Origin of the sequence: Leclercia sp. 119287 (genome assembly GCF_009734485.1) — a bacterium.
Classification (GTDB): domain Bacteria; phylum Pseudomonadota; class Gammaproteobacteria; order Enterobacterales; family Enterobacteriaceae; genus Enterobacter; species Enterobacter adecarboxylatus_C.
Genome location: NZ_CP046445.1, coordinates 2,988,304 through 3,005,987 on the forward strand (window position 1 = coordinate 2,988,304; position 17,684 = coordinate 3,005,987).

At 53.6% G+C, this 17,684-nt stretch carries 18 protein-coding genes and 1 pseudogene; 6 read left to right on the plus strand and 13 right to left on the minus strand.

What is annotated here, in order from left to right; translation table 11 throughout:
* The 4 genes from motB to flhD form a co-directional block, all read right to left on the minus strand.
* Positions 1 to 930 (minus strand): flagellar motor protein MotB, encoded by a 930-nt coding sequence (gene motB / locus GNG27_RS14395; RefSeq protein ID WP_142486254.1) that lies wholly within the window; start codon positions 928 to 930, stop codon positions 1 to 3.
* The gene (gene motA, locus GNG27_RS14400) at positions 927 to 1,814 is read right to left on the minus strand and encodes a flagellar motor stator protein MotA (protein WP_142486255.1); all 888 of its coding nucleotides are present in this window, start codon (positions 1,812 to 1,814) and stop codon (positions 927 to 929) included. The genes motB and motA overlap by 4 nt, the downstream gene beginning before the upstream one ends.
* Before the next feature lie 122 nt (positions 1,815 to 1,936).
* Complete coding sequence (gene flhC, locus GNG27_RS14405; RefSeq protein ID WP_039030857.1) at positions 1,937 to 2,515, minus strand: flagellar transcriptional regulator FlhC; 579 nt, start codon at positions 2,513 to 2,515, stop codon at positions 1,937 to 1,939.
* A gap of 2 nt (positions 2,516 to 2,517) precedes the next feature.
* The gene (gene flhD / locus GNG27_RS14410) at positions 2,518 to 2,868 is read right to left on the minus strand and encodes a flagellar transcriptional regulator FlhD (RefSeq protein WP_142486257.1); all 351 of its coding nucleotides are present in this window, start codon (positions 2,866 to 2,868) and stop codon (positions 2,518 to 2,520) included.
* Between the two features lie 786 nt (positions 2,869 to 3,654).
* On the opposite strand from flhD, the gene uspC reads away from it, so the two are divergent.
* Entirely contained in the window at positions 3,655 to 4,083 is a 429-nt protein-coding gene (uspC, locus tag GNG27_RS14415; protein ID WP_156264092.1) for a universal stress protein UspC, read from the plus strand.
* 20 nt (positions 4,084 to 4,103) lie between these two features.
* Here the strand turns inward: uspC and otsA are convergent, their stop codons facing one another.
* From otsA to GNG27_RS14445, 6 genes and pseudogenes are all read right to left on the minus strand, one after another.
* Positions 4,104 to 5,528: an alpha,alpha-trehalose-phosphate synthase gene (gene otsA / locus GNG27_RS14420; protein WP_156264093.1), complete on the minus strand. Its 1,425-nt coding sequence runs from the start codon at positions 5,526 to 5,528 to the stop codon at positions 4,104 to 4,106.
* The gene (otsB, locus tag GNG27_RS14425) at positions 5,503 to 6,309 is read right to left on the minus strand and encodes a trehalose-phosphatase (RefSeq protein ID WP_142486260.1); all 807 of its coding nucleotides are present in this window, start codon (positions 6,307 to 6,309) and stop codon (positions 5,503 to 5,505) included. The genes otsA and otsB overlap by 26 nt, the downstream gene beginning before the upstream one ends.
* Before the next feature lie 175 nt (positions 6,310 to 6,484).
* The gene (araH, locus tag GNG27_RS14430) at positions 6,485 to 7,465 is read right to left on the minus strand and encodes an arabinose ABC transporter permease AraH (RefSeq protein ID WP_142486261.1); all 981 of its coding nucleotides are present in this window, start codon (positions 7,463 to 7,465) and stop codon (positions 6,485 to 6,487) included.
* 14 nt (positions 7,466 to 7,479) lie between these two features.
* Positions 7,480 to 8,994, minus strand: a complete 1,515-nt coding sequence (araG, locus tag GNG27_RS14435; protein ID WP_156264094.1) for an L-arabinose ABC transporter ATP-binding protein AraG — start codon at positions 8,992 to 8,994, stop codon at positions 7,480 to 7,482.
* 68 nt (positions 8,995 to 9,062) lie between these two features.
* Positions 9,063 to 10,052, minus strand: a complete 990-nt coding sequence (araF, locus tag GNG27_RS14440) for an arabinose ABC transporter substrate-binding protein AraF (protein WP_156264095.1) — start codon at positions 10,050 to 10,052, stop codon at positions 9,063 to 9,065.
* Between the two features lie 317 nt (positions 10,053 to 10,369).
* Positions 10,370 to 10,924: pseudogene (locus GNG27_RS14445) on the minus strand (DJ-1/PfpI family protein); the annotation flags it as partial.
* Positions 10,925 to 11,470: 546 nt separating this feature from the next.
* Between GNG27_RS14445 and GNG27_RS14450 the strand changes: the two are divergent.
* Together GNG27_RS14450 and GNG27_RS14455 are read left to right on the plus strand one after the other, a co-directional pair.
* Complete coding sequence (locus tag GNG27_RS14450; protein WP_142486265.1) at positions 11,471 to 11,974, plus strand: non-heme ferritin-like protein; 504 nt, start codon at positions 11,471 to 11,473, stop codon at positions 11,972 to 11,974.
* A gap of 170 nt (positions 11,975 to 12,144) precedes the next feature.
* Positions 12,145 to 13,488, plus strand: a complete 1,344-nt coding sequence (locus tag GNG27_RS14455) for an anaerobic C4-dicarboxylate transporter (RefSeq protein ID WP_156264097.1) — start codon at positions 12,145 to 12,147, stop codon at positions 13,486 to 13,488.
* A gap of 80 nt (positions 13,489 to 13,568) precedes the next feature.
* Here the strand turns inward: GNG27_RS14455 and GNG27_RS14460 are convergent, their stop codons facing one another.
* On the minus strand, positions 13,569 to 13,820 hold the full coding sequence (locus tag GNG27_RS14460; RefSeq protein ID WP_039030868.1) for a DUF2766 family protein: 252 nt from the start codon (positions 13,818 to 13,820) through the stop codon (positions 13,569 to 13,571).
* Positions 13,821 to 13,915: 95 nt separating this feature from the next.
* A complete protein-coding gene (gene azuC / locus GNG27_RS14465) occupies positions 13,916 to 13,999 on the minus strand; it encodes a stress response protein AzuC (protein WP_098946254.1) in 84 nt (27 codons plus the stop codon).
* A gap of 212 nt (positions 14,000 to 14,211) precedes the next feature.
* Between azuC and GNG27_RS14470 the strand changes: the two genes are divergently transcribed.
* Positions 14,212 to 15,633, plus strand: coding sequence for an MFS transporter (locus GNG27_RS14470; protein ID WP_156264098.1), 1,422 nt, complete (start codon positions 14,212 to 14,214; stop codon positions 15,631 to 15,633).
* Between the two features lie 41 nt (positions 15,634 to 15,674).
* On the opposite strand, the gene GNG27_RS14475 is transcribed toward GNG27_RS14470, so the two are convergent.
* The gene (locus GNG27_RS14475) at positions 15,675 to 16,313 is read right to left on the minus strand and encodes an RpiB/LacA/LacB family sugar-phosphate isomerase (protein ID WP_032612023.1); all 639 of its coding nucleotides are present in this window, start codon (positions 16,311 to 16,313) and stop codon (positions 15,675 to 15,677) included.
* 294 nt (positions 16,314 to 16,607) lie between these two features.
* Here GNG27_RS14475 and yecR point away from each other — a divergent pair, with 294 nt between their 5' ends.
* Both yecR and ftnA read left to right on the plus strand, forming a co-directional pair.
* Positions 16,608 to 16,946, plus strand: a complete 339-nt coding sequence (gene yecR, locus GNG27_RS14480; protein WP_156264099.1) for a YecR family lipoprotein — start codon at positions 16,608 to 16,610, stop codon at positions 16,944 to 16,946.
* 213 nt (positions 16,947 to 17,159) lie between these two features.
* Positions 17,160 to 17,657, plus strand: coding sequence for a non-heme ferritin (ftnA, locus tag GNG27_RS14485; RefSeq protein WP_142486269.1), 498 nt, complete (start codon positions 17,160 to 17,162; stop codon positions 17,655 to 17,657).
* The last annotated feature ends 27 nt before the right edge of the window (positions 17,658 to 17,684 follow it).

Consider the following 17,684-nt stretch of genomic DNA (forward strand, 5'->3'; position numbering starts at 1 on the left):
TCACCTCGGATTGGCTGGTGGCGATGTTGGAACGGCAGCCGACGGCACAGGGCCTGGCTGTTTTAAATCATCCAGTGACTCATTCTGACTTTCGGCGTTTTCATGCAGGATGGCCTGCTCCGCCTGCTTGTTGAGCACTAAGAGACTAATACGACGGTTGATGGCATCTTCCGGCCCGCGGTCAGTCATGCGCATGGTTGCGGCCATGCCGACGACCCGCAGCACCTTGCCATCGTCCAGCCCGCCGATCACCAGCTCACGACGGGATGCGTTAGCACGATCCGCAGAGAGCTCCCAGTTGCTGTACCCTTTTTCGCCACCGGCGTAAGGGAAGTCATCGGTGTGACCGGAAAGACTGATTCGGTTTGGGATGCCGTTCAACACCGGGGCAATCCCGCGCAGGATGTCGCGCATATAGGGTTCTACTTCGGCGCTGCCGGTTTTAAACATTGGTCGGTTCTGGCTGTCGATAATCTGAATGCGCAGCCCCTCCTGAACGAGGTCAATCTTCAGGTGTGGACGCAGGGCGCGCAGCTTAGGATCCGCTTCGATCAGCTGATCCAGATCGCCGCGCAGTTTCTTCAGGCGCGCCTGTTCCATACGTCTTTTCAGTTCGTCAACGTTGGGCTCGCGTTTCACTTCACCCTGCTGCTGGGTGTAATCATCGCCGCCGCCCGGGATCGGGCTTTCACTGTTGGAGATACGCGGACCCGTCGACACCGCCGTCGCCAGCGGAGTGCGGAAATATTCTGCTATCTGAATCAGCTCTTTCGGGCTGGAGATAGAGATCAGCCACATCACCAGAAAGAACGCCATCATCGCGGTCATAAAGTCCGCATAGGCGATCTTCCAGGAGCCATGGGAGCCTCCCCCATGCCCTTTATGCTTGCGCTTTTTGACTATGACGATGGGATGGGACTGGTTTTTCATGCGTCCTCATTGCTCGTCTGCTGGTTTGGATTCTTCACCGCGCGCACGTGCTCTTCGAGTTCGACAAACGATGGACGCTCGCTGGAGTACAGGGTTTTACGGCCAAACTCTACCGCGATCGGCGGCGCATAACCGTTGAGGTTGGAGAGCAGCGTGATTTTGACGCACTGCATCATTTTGGTGGTTTCAGCGCTCTTCTGGCGTAATACGGTTGCCAGCGGGGAGATAAAACCGTACGCCAGCAGGATGCCGAGGAAGGTTCCCACCATGGCGTGGGCGATCAACGCCCCCAGCTCTGCTGCCGGGCGATCCGCAGAGGCCAGGGCGTGAACCACCCCCATTACCGCTGCTACGATACCGAACGCTGGCAGAGAATCGCCCACCATCGCCAGGCTGTTGGCTGGCACTTCAGCTTCGTTTTCGTGGGTTTCGATCTCTTCGTCCATCAACGCTTCGATTTCGAAGGTGTTCATGTTGCCGCTGATGATCAGGCGCAGATAGTCGACGATAAACTCGAGCATCATCGAGTCCGCGAGGATCCGCGGATAGCTGGCGAAGATCTCGCTCTCTTTCGGATTCTCAATATCACGTTCCAGAGAGAACATCCCCTGTTGACGCGACTTGGCCATCAGGCGATAGAGCAGCGCCAGCAGGTCCATATACATACTTTTGGTGTATTTCGAACGACGGAACAGTAACGGTAACGCTTTTAACGTTCCCTTGATCGCCTTGCCGTTGTTGCCAACGATAAATGCACCCACCCCTGCACCACCGATTATGATCAGTTCGGCCGGTTGATAGAGTGCCCCAAGGTGCCCGCCGGTCATCATATAACCGCCGAAAACTGTACCGAGAACTACCAGGTAACCTAATACGATAAGCACGACATCATCCTTCCGCTAGTGACTTTAGCCAGGATACACAGTTCGGGGTTTACCCGTCCGCGGGGCAAAAAAAAGCAGCGGTAATTGCTTACCGCTGCTGGAATCTTGCCCATACGTTCGGGTTAAACAGCCTGTTCGATCTGTTCATCCAGCAGTTGTGGATTACTATCGGCAACATCCCGGGAAAGTTTACGTCTTTTTACCGCGCGAGACGGTGGTTGGCACAAACTGCAGGCAAAGCTGCCAGCGGGCTGATGTGCGTGGGTGATAAAGTTACCGCTGCAGCAGTTGCAGCGCGATAACTCAAGCAATCCGCTTTCAACAAAACGCACCAGCGTCCATGCGCGGGTCAGTGCCAGCAAAGGGCCTTCTTCAGGCTGCGGGCACTGCTCGAGGTAAAGTTTGTACGCTTTAATCACCGCATCAACGCCGCTGCATAAGCCGGTCTTGAGCAGGTACTGCCAGGCATTACAGAACATGGAAGCATGAATATTCTGCTCCCACGTCATAAACCAGTCGGTGGAAAATGGCAGCATGCCTTTTGGCGGCGGGCTACCACGTAATTCTTTATAGAGTTTGATAAGACGACCACGGCTCAGCTGTGTCTCGCTTTCAAGCATCTGTAAACGAGCACCAAGCGTAATCAGTTCCATCGCCAATTGAATGTCACGCGCTTCCTGAACAATGCTCTTCTCACTCATTGTTATGCCCTTTTCTTACGGGCTGCGTCATCAGGCTGGCTGATTTCGTTAAGCAAACGGGTAGAAAGCAAAATACCGGTGTGAACCTGCTGCAGATCGTCCACGCGGGACTCCTGAGTCAGCTGCGTCACCGTCTGGTGATTATCGAAACGGAACTGACAAACTAACTGATTAGTTTCGGCCAGTTTAACCATCTGTGGCAGCGTTAAACCGCCAAGTGTTGTCGCCATCTCTTCATGAATACCCAGACGGAACATCGCCGAGGCTTTGTCCTGGCTAATCAAACGTTGTGCAAGCAATAAATATGACAGGTTGATGTCATAGATGTGTTTTAGCAATTCGGATGTGTTCATTTATCCCTTCCCGAATAACACTATATTCTTGTGCGGTAGACCGCACCCCGTGATGTCGCCGGGAAAACCCCGGTAAAAAAAGAAGAAAAGGCTAAAACGCATAGTTGAATTAAGTTCTGTATTGATGAATCACGTAAAAAAACAATAATTGCTTCCTGACAGTTATCACTTCTTACAATTAACTAAGATTTTTCCTAATTCGGTGCAACTCTACCCGTCCGGTGTAGGACATACAATGCGGCCTCGCCCGAAATTTAAAATAAATGTGATCTACGTCACATAATTTAAGTGAATTGGAACCAAAAATCCATCAGCATCACTTCTAAATTGTCTGTTTTATGAGCAAATAGCATCAGGATATATTCTGTATGGACGAATATTCATGCAGAAGTATGAACAAACCCGGCACGTTACTTGCCGGGGGTTGACAACTTACAAATTTGCAAAAACCATATGTATATCTAAGATAGAAACAGCAATATAAGTTATTGAAATATAATAAATAAAACCAGGGTAAATACGTAAGTAATTTCTTTCGTTTACGGCTGAGTGGTTGTTGCAGGGGCGTTAATCCCCTTGTTTTTGCGAGGGTTTCAATTGTATGATTTACGTTAAGAACCCTGTTTTACCCCCAGTAGGAGGGGTTAGCGCTATTCATTACATAAGAATATTTAATGAATAATTATGATAAGCATCACATGAATGTCATATTATGCTCTTGCGCCAGTAAAAAAATCGCGCTAAAGCTGAGGAATCGCTAATGTACAGATACGTCTGGAGGGTACGATGAGTTACTCCCATATCCTTGTTTCTGTTTCTGTTTCCCCTGAAAGCCATCAACTGGTCGCCAAAGCGGTCGCGATCGCTCGTCCTACCCAGGCGCGCATCACTCTGGTCACTCTTTCTGCCGATCCTGAGATGTACAACCAACTGGCCGCACCGATGCTGGAAGATATTCGTGGCGTTATTCAGGAGGAAACCCAGCAATTTCTGGCCGATCTTATTGCCCGCGCAGAATATCCCATTGCGCAAACACTCTGTGCGACAGGCGAATTAAGCGAGCGGATATTTGATATATGTCAAAAACAGAATGTAGACCTGGTGATATACGGAAATCATAACCACAGCTTTTTTTCGCGTGCAGCCTGTTCCGCAAAAACAATAGTTAGCAACAGTAAAGTGGATGTGCTGTTAATTCCACTCAGCGCAGTCTAATGCGCTGAGTGGAATATTATTCAGGCAAGTTTAGGGAAGGTTGCGACCTTTTTTTGCAGGTTGCTCTCCACGCTGCGGGGCGTGATCTGATTCAGATCGTCAATAAAACGCGCCTGCCAGCGGTCGATATCATTCTCGCGAATGACTTTCATCATTTCCGCATGGCGTGAGATACGCTCCGTGAGCGGCATATTCAGCGCCCGGTGCAGGGCGTTGGCCACATCATCCCGATCGTAAGGATTGACGATCAGCGCTGAGGTGAGCTCATTGGCGGCACCGGCAAACTGCGACAGCACCAGAACCCCGGGGTCGGTCGGATCCTGCGCGGCAACGTACTCCTTCGCCACCAGGTTCATACCGTCACGCAGCGGCGTCACCAGCCCGACATCAGCATAGCGGAACACTTTCATCAGAATTTTGCGTTCAAAATGCTGGTTGAGGTAGAACAGCGGAGTCCAGCCCAGCTGGCCGTAGCGGCCATTGATGCGCCCGGCTTCGTTTTCAAGCTGGTGTCGAATGTCCTGATAGGCCTGGACCTCGCCACGCGAGGTCGGCGCGATTTGGGTATAGCGGATCTTACCGTGGTGCTCGGGATATTTCTCCAGCAGGGTTTCATAGGCCTGAAAACGTTCCGGCAGCCCTTTTGAATAATCCAGACGCTCAACGGAAAAGATGTTTTTAACGTTCTTGAGCTCTTCTTTAAGCTGCGCCAGCTTAGGCGGCAGCGGCCCGGAGGCTTGCTCAACAATCTCTTCCGGCTCAATGCCGATAGGATAGACCTCGGTGCGGAAGCGCTTGCCCCAGGCAGAGTGCGAATCATCGTCATGGGCCGTCAGCCGCGTTTTGCTGGCCACGCTGTCGAGGAAGGCCAGGCGGTCGTTTTCGGTCTGGAAGCCCAGCAGATCGTAATCACAAAGATCTTCCAGCAGTTCGTCGCTGGGCGGTAGCGCGTTGAAGATCTCCGGCGTCGGGAAAGGAATATGCAGGAAGAAGCCGATGCGGTTGTTGACGCCGCGCTTACGCAGCTCGCTGGCAAACGGCAGCAGATGGTAATCATGCACCCACACCCTGTCGTCCTGCTGGACTAACGGCTGTAACTTATCGGCCAGCAGGCTATTCACCCGCGAGTATCCTTCCCAGGCCTCGCGCTTAAACTTCACCAGGTCCAGGCGATAGTGAAAGGCCGGCCACAGTACGGCGTTAGAGAACTGGCTGTAATACTCATCGTAATTCTGTTCACTGAGATTAAACGAGGCCCAGGTGATGTTCCCGCGTGTCACCTTTTTTAGCGGTTTTTCCTCATTACCAATCTCTCCACTCCAGCCAAACCAGAGCCCCCCCGTACTTTTTAACGCCCCCAGCACCCCTACCGCCAGGCCACCTGCGCTGGCTTTTTTGTCGTCCGGGGGAGCGATGCGATTAGAAACTACGATCAAGCGACCCATAAGGTTTTCTCCTGTTAATTTGCGCTATTTCTTTTTCTTGTTGATGATTAGCGGCTTTTATTACCCATTGCCAGACATCGGGTACCGTTGCCAGCCGCCAGCTGGCTTTGGTCTCACCCGCGCCGACTTTCACTGATACCCCTTTAAGCTGGTTGACTACCTCAAAGCCATGCTCGTCGGTCAGGTCATCGCCAAAGAACACCGGCGTTCTGCCGAGGAAAGGCGCTTCATGCATAAAGGCAGAAATGGCTTCGCCTTTGTGGATGCCCCTCGGTTTGATTTCGACCACGCATTTACCCGGCTGAAGTGACAGCTGCGGGTTGTCATGGACCACCTGTTCCGCCAGGTTAAACACTTCCTTCTCATACTGGGGCGCCTGGCGATAGTGGAGCGCAAACGCCATCCCTTTAGCCTCCAGCTCAGTGCCAGGCAGATATAAAAGCGCCGTCGTCAGCTGCGCATGCAGCGTCTGAACCAGATCCGGAGGAAGGGTAACGGTTTGCAGATGACCATGGATGTCGCGGCGCTCCGCCCCGTGTACACCGGCAAGCGGAAAACGGTAGGGTCCGGCGAGCTGATCCAGCTCGGCGATTGAACGCCCTGATATCAATGCCAGTGCCCCCTGGTTCAGCTGCGCGAGCTGATTCAGCGCCTCTAACACTTCTACGGGAACTGCCACCTCATCGGGGTGCGGCTTGATGGTTGCCAGGGTCCCGTCGAGGTCAAAAAAGTACGCATAGTTTTCAGTTAGTAACGGCGGTGAAGTTAACGTATCGGCCACCCTGATCCTCCTTACAGTTGGCGAGATGAAAAACTGTTAACATCTCAGTAGCCATGTAAGTATAGACAGTGTGACGGCGCTCGCCATTTGACAACCCCCTTCCCGCTGCGGCTGGAAAGGGGGTTAAGGTCGCGACTACACTTAAAAGTTAGGTCGTGGAAGGCAGGAAAACGGGTTAAAGTGTGCGCTTGGCTTTTTGTTTGTAACGGTCGAAGATCACCGCTGCAAGCAGGATCAGGCCACGTACCACGTACTGCGAGAACGGGGAGATGTTCAACAGGTTCATGGCGTTCTCTACCGTCCCAAGAATCAGGATCCCCGCCACCACATATGAGATTTTTCCGATGCCGCCTTTCAGCGATACGCCACCTAAAACGCAGGCAGAGATAACAATCAGCTCATAACCGATGGAGGTCATCGGCTGGCCGCTGGTCATGCGCGAGGCCAGGATAATCCCCGCCGCCGCCGACACCAGACCGGAGAGTACGAAGATGATGATCTTGGTGCGTACCACCGGGACACCGGCCAGACGTGCCGCCTCTTCATTACCGCCAATCGCCAGGGTATTACGGCCAAAGGTGGTTCTGTTCAGCAGGAAACCAAAGATAATCAGGCAGCCCACCGTCAGCCAGATAGGCGCAGGCAGACCGAGCCAGTTGGCGTAGCCGAGGGTAAAGAAGCGCTCGTCTTCAATCCCCACCGCTTTACCGTCAGAGATGATATAGGCCAGCCCGCGCACGATTTGCATGGTGGCGAGGGTGGTGATCAGGGCGTTGATTTTCAGACGCGCAATAACAAAGCCGTTCACCAGCCCGCTGAGTACCCCGAGCAGCAGCCCGGCCGCGACGCCAATCCACAGGCTCTCGGTCATGTTGATGACCACCGCGGTGGTGACCCCGGCGCAGGCGATAACCGAGGCGACCGACAGGTCGAAATCGCCAGACGCCAGACAGAACAGCATCCCGCAGGCGACCATACCGGACATGGAGATCGCCAGCCCCAGCCCCTTCATATTAATGAAGGTGGCAAAGTTAGGCACAAAGATGGCGCAGCCGAGGAACAGTACGGCGAAGACCACCAGCATGCCGTATTGATCCCAGATCCGCCCAAAGCTGAAGGCCGATTTCGGCGCTCCGGATGTAGTGACAGAGGACATCTTATTCTCCTTACTCAGGCGACAGCCTGGCTGACTTTAGGCATGGCGAGGCTTAAGGCCTGCTGTTCGTTCGCCTGTTCATGTAGCAATTCACCGGCAATGGCCCCTTCACGCATCACCAGGATACGGTCGGCCACACCCAGCACCTCCGGCAGATCGCTGGAGGCGAAGAGCACCGCCACACCGCGTTTTGCCAGGGCGTATATCACGTTATAAATTTCGTGCTTCGCCCCCACGTCGATACCGCGGGTCGGTTCATCCAGCAGGATCACCTTCATCTCTTCCGACAGCCAGCGGCCAAGGATCGCCTTCTGCTGGTTACCGCCCGAGAGGTTCATGATCAGCTGTTCCGCGCCCGGGGTTTTAATGTTCAGCGCGCGAATGTGGTGATCGGCATTGCTGACCTCCCACGTATCGTTAATCAGACACCCGGCGCGGATGGTCTTGCGGCGCGCCGAGATGTTGATGTTGTCCCGCACCGAGTGCACCGGGATAATCCCCTCGGCTTTACGGTCTTCCGGGCAGAGCATCATCCCTGCGCGAATGGCGTGCGCCGGTTTCTGGATATCGACCTGTTGTCCGTCGATAAAGACCTGACCGCCGGTGATACGGGTCCCGCCAAAGAGCCCTTTCATCAGCTCGCTGCGCCCTGCCCCCACCAGCCCGAACAGGCCGACAATTTCTCCGCTGCGCACGGTAAGGCTGACCGGCGTGCGTACGCCCGGGGCTTTTACCTCTTCCAAACGCAGCAGCTCACCGCCGTACTGGCGCGGCTCCCAGTGATAGATATCCCCCAGCTCGCGCCCCACCATCGCCTGCACCAGCTGGTCGTGGTTAACCTGCTGCATATCGGTGAAGGTGCGAACATAACGGCCATCTTTAAACACGGTGATGGCATCGCTGAGAGCGAAGATCTCTTCCATACGGTGCGACACGTACAGAATGATACGACCCTCTTTACGCAGCTCGCGGATCACCCGGAACAGGTTGTCGATTTCACGCGCCGACAGGGAGCTGGTCGGTTCATCAAAGGCAATGACTTTGGCATTGCGCGCCAGCGCTTTGGCGATCTCCACCATCTGCCACTGGCCGATGGAGAGATATTTGAGCGGGGTCTGCGGGTCAATATCCAGCCCGAGATGCTTCAGCTGCAGACCGGCTTCATAGTTGAGCAGCGAACGGTTCACAAAACCGCCCTTGTGCGGGAGCTGCCCAAGGTAGATGTTTTCCGCGACCGTCATCTCCGGCACCAGATGCAGTTCCTGGTAGATGATGGCGACGCCGGCATTCAGCGCGGCGGTGGTGTCCGCAAACGCCACCTCTTTGCCCTGTATCGCCAGGGTACCCGTCGTGGGGGTGTAGTTGCCGCTGAGGATCTTCAGCAGCGTGGATTTTCCGGCGCCGTTCTCCCCCATCAGGGCATGAACCTGACCCGGGTAGCAGTCAAAGCTGATGTCGGTCAGCGCGTTGACACCGGGGAAGGTTTTGCCGATGCCGCGAAAAGAGAGATACGGTTCAGACTGTTGCATAACGTCTCCGAGGATCGAGTAGTGAACGTCTGGCCCCCCTGACTTCCGGGGGGCGCAATCACAGTAAATTACTTACCGCCCAGTCCTTTTTTCTCCAGCTCGGCTTTGAAGTTGTCACGGGTGATCAGCACCACGTCGGTTACTTCAGTAAATTTCGCCGGCTCTGCCCCTTTGGTCACCCAGTTGTAGAGCATTTCGCTGGATTTGTAGCCGTGTACGTCCGGGCTTGGCAGCAGGGAGCCATAGAAGCCGGTAGCCTGTGCTTTGGAGAGTTCGCTCACCGCATCCACGCCGTTGATGCCGATGCCGATCACGTCAGCCGCTTTGAAGCCCTGGCCTTCGGTGGCGCGCACGCCGCCGAGCACGGTGTTGTCGTTCATCCCGACCACCAGCCAGTGTTTCACTTCAGAGTGCTGGACCAGCATGGAGTTGGCCGCATCGAAGGCGCCCGGGATATCGTTAGATTTGGTAGGTACTTTGTAGATCTGTTTTTCCGGGAAACCGGCGGCTTTCAGGGCATCCATTGAGCCGGTGGTGCGACGGCGCGCGGTATCAAGCTCGTCGGCGGTAATGGCCATCACGGCGGTGTCTTTCACATCCCAGCCGCGTTTTTGCATCTCTTTATACAGCTCCTGGCCCTGACGCTCGCCGATTTTGGTCGCCGCCATCATTACCAGCGGCACGGTATCCATTGGATTGCCTTTGGCGTTGACGAACTGATCGTCCACCGCAATGACCTTCATGTCATAGCCGCGCGCTTTCGCCACGATGGCGGAGCCTAGTTTCGGATCCGGAGTACAAATGACAAACCCTTTCGCGCCGCTGGCCGCCAGGCTGTCGATGGCGTTCAGCGTTTTTTCACCGTCCGGCACGGCAATTTTAATCACTTCAAAGCCCAAATCTTTCCCGGCTTTGTCAGCGAATTTCCACTCCGTCTGGAACCATGGCTCTTCCGGCTGCTTCACCAGGAAACCGAGCTTTAAGTTCTCCGCCATAGCGGATTGTGACATAACGGCAGCCAGACCGATGGCCGCCAGCGCTTTAGTAAATTTGTGCATGGTTAACTCCAGCTTTAGCGTTCTAATATGTAGGGGAAACAACATCTCAATTCTGTTTAATCGGACTTAAAACAAGGCATTAGCGCCAACCGTGTTTAAAGCGCATTTGCTTGAGATAGTTTTAGCGGGAAATTAATCATCCATAAGAGAGCGCCATCACACCGCAGAATTACAGTAATTGCGTACATACATTCAGCGAAAAATGACATAAATACGGAGGTGTTTGTCAGACAAATAGAAAGGGGTAAAGCAGATTAGTCCATAAGATCAGCTAAGATATCCTTGTTAGACGGGCGCACGCGCGCCCGGAGATCTTCCCAGGGATAGTAGATGTGATCGGCATGGTCGCGCACCGGCGCTTCATCGCCTAACAGGCGGGCAGAGAGGGTCAGCGCGAAGTCGAAGGCATGGCCCAGACCTTTGCCGCTGATGAGGTTGCCGTCTTCCACCACCGGGGCATCAACATACACGCCGTCCTGCACGGCCTGCCAGAGATCGCCTGAACAGACATAGCGACGGCCTTTTAATAAACCGTTCCCGCCCAGCACGCGCGCGGCCGCGGAACAGATGGGCGCGATAATCCTGCCCGCTTCGTCATGGGCGGCAATAAAACGCAGCACCCCGGCGCTGGCAGCGAGGTTAACACTGCCCTGCGGCCCGCCCGGTAAAACAACGGCGTCGTAGTAACAGTCGATTTTCTCACTCAGGGTGCTGTCCGCGACCATCGGGATATTATGGTAGCTCACCACCGCGCGCGATTCGGCGCAGGCCAGGGTTTCTACCTCAATGTTGAGACGGCGCAGGATATCAATGGTGATGATCGCTTCCGCCTCTTCAAATCCGGGTGCCAGCAGCACCGCAACGTTTGCCATAGTGAACTCCGTTAGATAAAAACATAAAACAACGTTTCATTTTCACAGAGTGCGGGGCGGCAAACTTCCTGCTGGATCACATAACACGCTATTTATTGCAAAAATGATCCTGCTCAATTTCCGTCAGGTGTAAAAAAAGATTAATAGCAAGAATTATCTCTATCCCGTCTTACGGGAATAATTATTAATTTACTTGCTAAGCGCATATTCCAGTGCTACCGAATAAAACATTAAACGGCGTTATCGGTCAACCTGCCTTATATTTATACATAAGCTTAAATATCATTAGCTTATGAATCATCATCTTCCCGTCATTCCTCACTAAACCTTTCACTGTTTTAAATTGCCGATGGGAAGTAAGGTTTAGTAAGAATATATTTATAAGGATTTTCTTATAAACCAACCGCTGTTATGATGAATTTTACCCGATGCCTGAAATGAATATGGGATCACATACAGGGAAAACAGAATGCTTTTATTCTGTAGTGAACTATCGTTAATGATGATTATTTTTTAGGTTACATAAACGAAGAAAAGGGAATGGATATGGCTGTCTCGGATATGATTACCAAGCTCAATACGCAGATGAACCTGGAGTTTCACGCGTCAAATCTCTCTTTGCACCTCAGCGAGTGGTGTTCAGAACATCAGCTTACCGGTTCCGCGACCTTCCTGCGCACCCAGGCGCAGAGCAACGTCACGCAGATGATGCGCGTTTTTGATTTTCTGAAAGCCTCAGGCGCCATGCCGGTTCTGAAGCCCGTGGATATGACGGACGAAGACTGTAATGGTCTGGAAGCCGTTTTCCAGCGCACGCTGGAAGAGTATGAGCAACGCTGTCTGACCCTGACTCAATTAACGGATGAAGCGCGGAAAATGCAGGATATCTCCACGCTCAACTTCCTGCATGATATTGAAAAGGAACAGCAGCAGGATGGATTGTTACTGAAAACTGTCCTTGATGAAGTTCGTCAGGCACGTCGCACCGGCATGGGTATGGAACAGACCGATCGCCACCTGCTTAACGTCGTCAACTGCCAGCACCACTGATTCTGCACTTCACGTTCATTACCCGGCCTGTGCCGGGTAATTTTGTTACAAAAACGCAACCAAGCCTTTGCTTTTATTAATCTTTAACAAGTCCGATCTGGCTCCCACCGAATAACCCTTCTCCGTGTAATGATTTGCGAAAATTTCATTTTCACAGACGAGGGATACGTATGATTAGCGTTGAATTTATTGTCATTATTCTGTGCCTGTTAATCGGCACCCGGTTTGGAGGAATGGGGCTGGGGCTGATAAGCGGCATTGGCCTTTTTATTCTCAGCTTTGTCTTTGGGCTCCAGCCCGGTAAGCCCCCGGTAGATGTCATGCTGACGATCCTTGCGGTCATTGGCTGTGCGGCCACGCTTCAGACCGCCGGGGGGCTGAATGTAATGATGCAGTTTGCCGAACGGCTGCTGCGGCGGCATCCGCAACACATTACCCTACTCGCCCCTTTCACGACCTGGATGCTGACCTTTCTGTGCGGTACAGGCCATGTGGTCTATACCATGTTCCCGATTATTGCCGATATCGCGCTGAAAAAAGGGATCCGTCCCGAGCGTCCGATGGCGGTGGCGTCCATTGCTTCGCAGATGGCGATTACCGCCTCTCCGGTGTCGGTTGCCGTCGTGTCGCTGGTGTCTATTCTTGCCGCGCAGCACGGCGTGGGTCAGGCATTTGGCATTCTTGAGATCCTCGCAATTTCGGTCCCGGCCTCGCTGGCGGGAGTGGCGATTGCCGCGCTCTGGAGTCTACGCCGTGGCAAGGATCTGGCCGACGACGCGGAATTTCAGGCCCGGTTGCAGGATCCTGAGCAGCGTAAGTTCATCTATGGCAGCACCGATACCTTGATGAATCAGCGTTTCCCGAAGCAGGCGTACTGGTCCACCTGGATCTTCTTCGCCGGGATTGCCGTCGTGGTGCTGCTGGGCGCCCTGCCCGAGCTGCGTCCGGCCTTTGAGGTGAAAGGCAAGCTGACGGCGCTGTCGATGAACCTGGTGATCCAGATGATGATGCTGATTGCCGGGGCGGTAATGCTGATGCTCTGCAAAGTGAATGCAGCGGCGATCTCAAACGGGGCGGTGTTTAAGGCCGGGATGGTGGCTATTTTCTCGGTCTTTGGCGTGGCATGGATGAGCGATACCTTTTTCCAGGCGCATCTGGTTGAGCTGAAGATGGCCCTTGAAGGCGTGGTGAAAAGCCACCCCTGGACCTACGCCATTGTGCTGTTTCTGGTTTCGAAGCTGGTCAATAGCCAGGCGGCAGCGCTGACGGCAGTTGCGCCGATGGGGTTAATGCTGGGGATTGACCCGAAGATGCTGATTGCTTTCTTCCCCGCGTCATACGGCTATTTCGTTCTGCCGACCTACCCCAGCGACCTCGCCTGCATTGGCTTTGACCGCTCGGGCACCACGCGTATCGGCAAGTTTATCATCAACCACAGCTTTATTCTGCCAGGGCTCATCGGGGTGAGCTGTGCCTGTGCGGTGAGTTATCTGCTGGTGCAGACCTTCCTGTAATCATCATACCGGGCGACTGCGGGTCGCCCGTTCACTTTATTCTCACAAAACCATTTCTAAATTCAAAACGTCGGTTTATTTTAGTGAGACTCGCCCTGCGGCGTGAACTTCAGTTCAATCAGCGCAATGGCTTTCTGAACCGCGCGCAGCGTGACGGGGTCGGCCGAGGCAGGATTGCTGGCGAAATCGATATTTTTGAGCTGGCTGGACATCTTCTCGCGCACCTCAGCCGGGGCGATGATTTCAATCACATCAAGAATTTGTTTGATAACCAGCTGGCATGCAACAACGTCAGAGATCAGTTCCTGATCGGCACTCAGGTTTTGAGACATAGGCTTCTCCTGTTTGAAAGGCCGCCATAGTAGCAAAACGCCTGCCCTGATGCGGCCTGCAGGCACAAAAAAACCTGCCGAAGCAGGTTTTTTTATCAGAACATCGCGCCTGGCGGTACGTCCTTGAAGGTCTTGCAGTAGGATTCGAACATGCTTTTCAGGATTTTGCGCAATTTCATCATTATGCTCCGGCTAAATGTTATGCAGGTGTTATTGTTGATGCGCCTATAATATGACCTGCATCACAAAAATCAATGATTTTGTGATATTCATCACGGCAGTTTATTTAAAATAAAACAGCGTTCCTGTTAAAAACGATGACAAATCAGGTGATTAGCAGCGTATTTGTTCCTGTAAATTTTTAAAAAAATTTTGAAGTGGCAGAGGAAAAATGACCGAAAATATCTCCGGTAAAGCGTCCAGCGGGATCTCTCCCGCTGCGCTGTTAGTCGCGGGCGCGTTCTTTATGGAGTTTCTCGACGGCACGGTGATCGCCACCGCGCTGCCCGATATGGCGAGAAGCTTTGGCGTGCAGGCGGTGGATCTCAACATCGGCATCAGTGCCTATCTCATCACCCTGGCGGTATTAATTCCCGCGAGCGGCTGGATCGCCGACCGTTTTGGGGCGCGTAAAGTTTTCACCCTTGCGCTGGCCATTTTTACCCTCGCCTCGGTGCTGTGCGGCCTTGCCACCAGCGTCGATCAGTTTGTCGCCATGCGCGTCCTGCAGGGGATGGGCGGCGCGCTGATGGTGCCGGTTGGGCGGCTGGCGGTGCTGCGCACCACGCCAAAACATCTGCTGATCGCCGCCATCGCCACCCTCACCTGGCCCGCGCTGGTAGCGCCGATTATCGGCCCGCCGCTGGGCGGCTTTATTACCAGCTATGCCAACTGGCGCTGGATTTTCTTTATTAACGTGCCGCTGGGGCTGATTGCCATCGTGCTGGCGCTGCGCATTATCCCGGATATCTATGAAGAGAGCCGTCGCCCGTTCGACACCCCGGGCTTTATCGCCACCTCGGTGGCGATGGTCAGCCTGGTCTGCGCCATGGAGATGATGGGGGCGCAGCAGGTCAATACGGGGATCACCCTGGCGCTGCTGGCTATCGGGGTGGTCACGATGATCTATGCGCTGCGGCATTTCCGGCGCGCTGAATGGCCGATGATCCGCCTGGATGCCCTGCAGGTGCCCACTTTTCGCGTGACGATGTACGGCGGGTCGCTGTTCCGCGCCTCCATCAGCGCCGTACCCTTTTTGCTGCCGCTGCTGTTTCAGGTGGGATTCGGCATGGATGCGTTCCACTCCGGTTTGCTGGTGCTGGCGGTGTTTGTCGGCAACCTGACCATCAAACCGGCGACCACCCCGCTGATTCGCGGGCTGGGGTTTAAAAAGCTGCTGCTGATCAACGGGGCGCTGAACGTGCTGGCCCTGCTGGCCTGCGCGTTCCTGACGCCGCAAACCCCGGTGTGGGTCATCATGCTGGTGCTCTATCTGGGCGGCGTATTTCGTTCCATTCAGTTTACCGCCATCAGCACCCTCGCCTTTGCCGACGTCCCTTCCCCGCAGATGAGCTATGCCAACACTCTGTTTTCGACCGCCACCCAGTTGGCGGTGGGGCTGGGGATCACCCTCGGCGCTATCGGGATCCGTATCGGCGAACTGTGCAGCGAGATGCTGGGGATTGAAGCGCTACCGGGGATCGGTTTCCGGCTGGCATTTGTGGCGATTGCGCTGGTCTGTCTGCTGGGGATGTTTGATACCCTGCGGCTGGTGAAAGATGCCGGCAGTGCGGTATCCCGCAAGCAGGCATAAAAAAAGCCAGCGCAAGCTGGCTTTTTCCTGGTGTTGGCAACTTAGCCGATAATGCCGCGGACAAAAGCTTCGATCTCTTTATCCTGGCAGTTCTCAAAGAAGCACTGCTGGAAACGCTGACCGGTCACTGCCGTTTTAACCAGCTCTGGATCGATAGCGCGCAGGGTGTCGAGATAGTTCTCTTTAACCACCGCGGCCTTAACCTGGTTCAGAATGCCGGCGTTGCGAACCTGCGGCTCTTTACGCTCTGGCGGATAACCTTCGCCATTACGGCCGGTGAAGGCTTTTTCAAAGATGAAGCGGACGTTCAGCTCTGCACCCCAGCCGAAGCCTTTGGCAAACGGCAGGGAGAGCGCGTTACCGTTGTTGATCTGGGCGAACAGGAAAGCATCCGCCGGATCGATGCAGTAGCCGCACACCACGCCCGGATGGATGTTCAGGGACATCAGCGCGCCCTGGCCGGTACCGCAACCGGTTACCACGAAATCAACCGCTTTCGAGTTCAGCAGAATGCTCGCCATGATCCCCAGGTGAATATAGGTCAGGTGGTGATCGTTTTCGTCGCTCATCCCAACGTTGTAGACCGGGAAACCTTTCTCTTCAGCAACGGCGTTCAATTCCTTGAGGATGATGGCGTTTTTTGGCGCCTGGCTGTTTTCCATCATCAGTGCAATTTTCATTCTTCGTCTCCTGAATGCGATGCGGGGCATCCCGCTGTGAATAGCTTACCTGTTCAACCTTACTACTAAGCAAACACACTTTCAAATTAAGTGAAAAATAGTTTCAAAAAACAAAGATGCGCTCACAATTTTGTACTCAGAGGCGTTTTTGCCACCGATGGATAAAAGGATGGCATAAGATTGAAGGAGCCGGGGCTCGTGGCAAAGAGAAGAGGCAGAACAGGCGTTTAATCCTGGCATTGCGGCGCACATCAGCCGCTAGTATAGATTATTTCAACGCATTCAGAGTGTTCTATGAAGAGATTATGCACTGGCGGCCTGCTCCTGTTACTGGCAGGCTGTAGCGTTACCCGGCAAGCAGAAGTCAGCAGCGTCGACGTCACGTCAGGTGTCGTCATGCTCAATTACGATCAGGCCATGTTGCAGAACGCCCGCTATGACGACTACGTCACCAGCGGCACCGCGACCCGTGAATGCCAGGCGATGGGGTACAACACGGCCATGGCCTACGGTCAGCCGGTCAAAACCTGTAGCCTCATCAGCGGCTCGCTGTGCCTCAATGAGACCATGACCATCCAGTATAAGTGTTATGGTTATGCTCCGCCGCTCGTCGTCACGACGTCCGCCTGGTAATAATGCCATTGCCAGCGCTCCCGCTGGCAATAATATTTTAAACACGAAACAGAATAATTCTCATTAATATATTTAAATTACCCGCAATGCGTTTTATTCCCATTCGTATTATGATCGCTTAAATATTTATTTTACTTTTTGCAAATAAATAAATAAATAACAAATTATAGTGACGCTCACGTTGACCAGTTAATAATAAAACGGAGCTACACCATGCTTAAAACTGAAATGATCGACAAGCTTAATGAGCAAATGAATCTGGAGCTGTACTCATCCCTGCTCTATCAGCAGATGAGCGCCTGGTGTAGCTATCACAGTTTTGAAGGCGCGGCGGCATTTATGCGCCGTCACGCGCAGGAAGAGATGAGCCACATGCAGCGTCTCTTTGATTATCTTACCGATACCGGCAGCCTGCCGCGCATCAACCCGGTGGCATCACCCTTTGCAGAGTACGCATCGCTGGACGAACTGTTCCGCGCCACTTATGAGCACGAGCAGCTGATCACCCAGAAAATTAACGAACTGGTTCATGCGGCCATGACCAGCCAGGATTATGGCACCTTTAATTTCCTGCAGTGGTATGTGTCAGAACAGCATGAAGAAGAGAAGCTGTTTAAATCCGTGCTCGATAAACTGTCGCTGGCGGGTAAATCGGGTGAAGGGTTGTACTTTATTGATAAAGAGCTGTCGACGCTCGACGCTCAAAATTAATATTACTGCGGCGCCTTCCGGCGCCGC

What these genes read in the sequence shown, in the direction of transcription:
- motB (WP_142486254.1), bottom strand. Translation starts at nt 930, where the DNA reads ATGAAAAACCAGTCCCATCCCATCGTCATAGTCAAAAAGCGCAAGCAT.
- flhC (WP_039030857.1), bottom strand. Translation starts at nt 2,515, where the DNA reads ATGAGTGAGAAGAGCATTGTTCAGGAAGCGCGTGACATTCAATTGGCG.
- flhD (WP_142486257.1), bottom strand. Translation starts at nt 2,868, where the DNA reads ATGAACACATCCGAATTGCTAAAACACATCTATGACATCAACCTGTCA.
- uspC (WP_156264092.1), top strand. Translation starts at nt 3,655, where the DNA reads ATGAGTTACTCCCATATCCTTGTTTCTGTTTCTGTTTCCCCTGAAAGC.
- otsA (WP_156264093.1), bottom strand. Translation starts at nt 5,528, where the DNA reads ATGGGTCGCTTGATCGTAGTTTCTAATCGCATCGCTCCCCCGGACGAC.
- araH (WP_142486261.1), bottom strand. Translation starts at nt 7,465, where the DNA reads ATGTCCTCTGTCACTACATCCGGAGCGCCGAAATCGGCCTTCAGCTTT.
- araG (WP_156264094.1), bottom strand. Translation starts at nt 8,994, where the DNA reads ATGCAACAGTCTGAACCGTATCTCTCTTTTCGCGGCATCGGCAAAACC.
- araF (WP_156264095.1), bottom strand. Translation starts at nt 10,052, where the DNA reads ATGCACAAATTTACTAAAGCGCTGGCGGCCATCGGTCTGGCTGCCGTT.
- GNG27_RS14450 (WP_142486265.1), top strand. Translation starts at nt 11,471, where the DNA reads ATGGCTGTCTCGGATATGATTACCAAGCTCAATACGCAGATGAACCTG.
- GNG27_RS14455 (WP_156264097.1), top strand. Translation starts at nt 12,145, where the DNA reads ATGATTAGCGTTGAATTTATTGTCATTATTCTGTGCCTGTTAATCGGC.
- GNG27_RS14460 (WP_039030868.1), bottom strand. Translation starts at nt 13,820, where the DNA reads ATGTCTCAAAACCTGAGTGCCGATCAGGAACTGATCTCTGACGTTGTT.
- azuC (WP_098946254.1), bottom strand. Translation starts at nt 13,999, where the DNA reads ATGAAATTGCGCAAAATCCTGAAAAGCATGTTCGAATCCTACTGCAAG.
- GNG27_RS14470 (WP_156264098.1), top strand. Translation starts at nt 14,212, where the DNA reads ATGACCGAAAATATCTCCGGTAAAGCGTCCAGCGGGATCTCTCCCGCT.
- GNG27_RS14475 (WP_032612023.1), bottom strand. Translation starts at nt 16,313, where the DNA reads ATGAAAATTGCACTGATGATGGAAAACAGCCAGGCGCCAAAAAACGCC.
- yecR (WP_156264099.1), top strand. Translation starts at nt 16,608, where the DNA reads ATGAAGAGATTATGCACTGGCGGCCTGCTCCTGTTACTGGCAGGCTGT.
- ftnA (WP_142486269.1), top strand. Translation starts at nt 17,160, where the DNA reads ATGCTTAAAACTGAAATGATCGACAAGCTTAATGAGCAAATGAATCTG.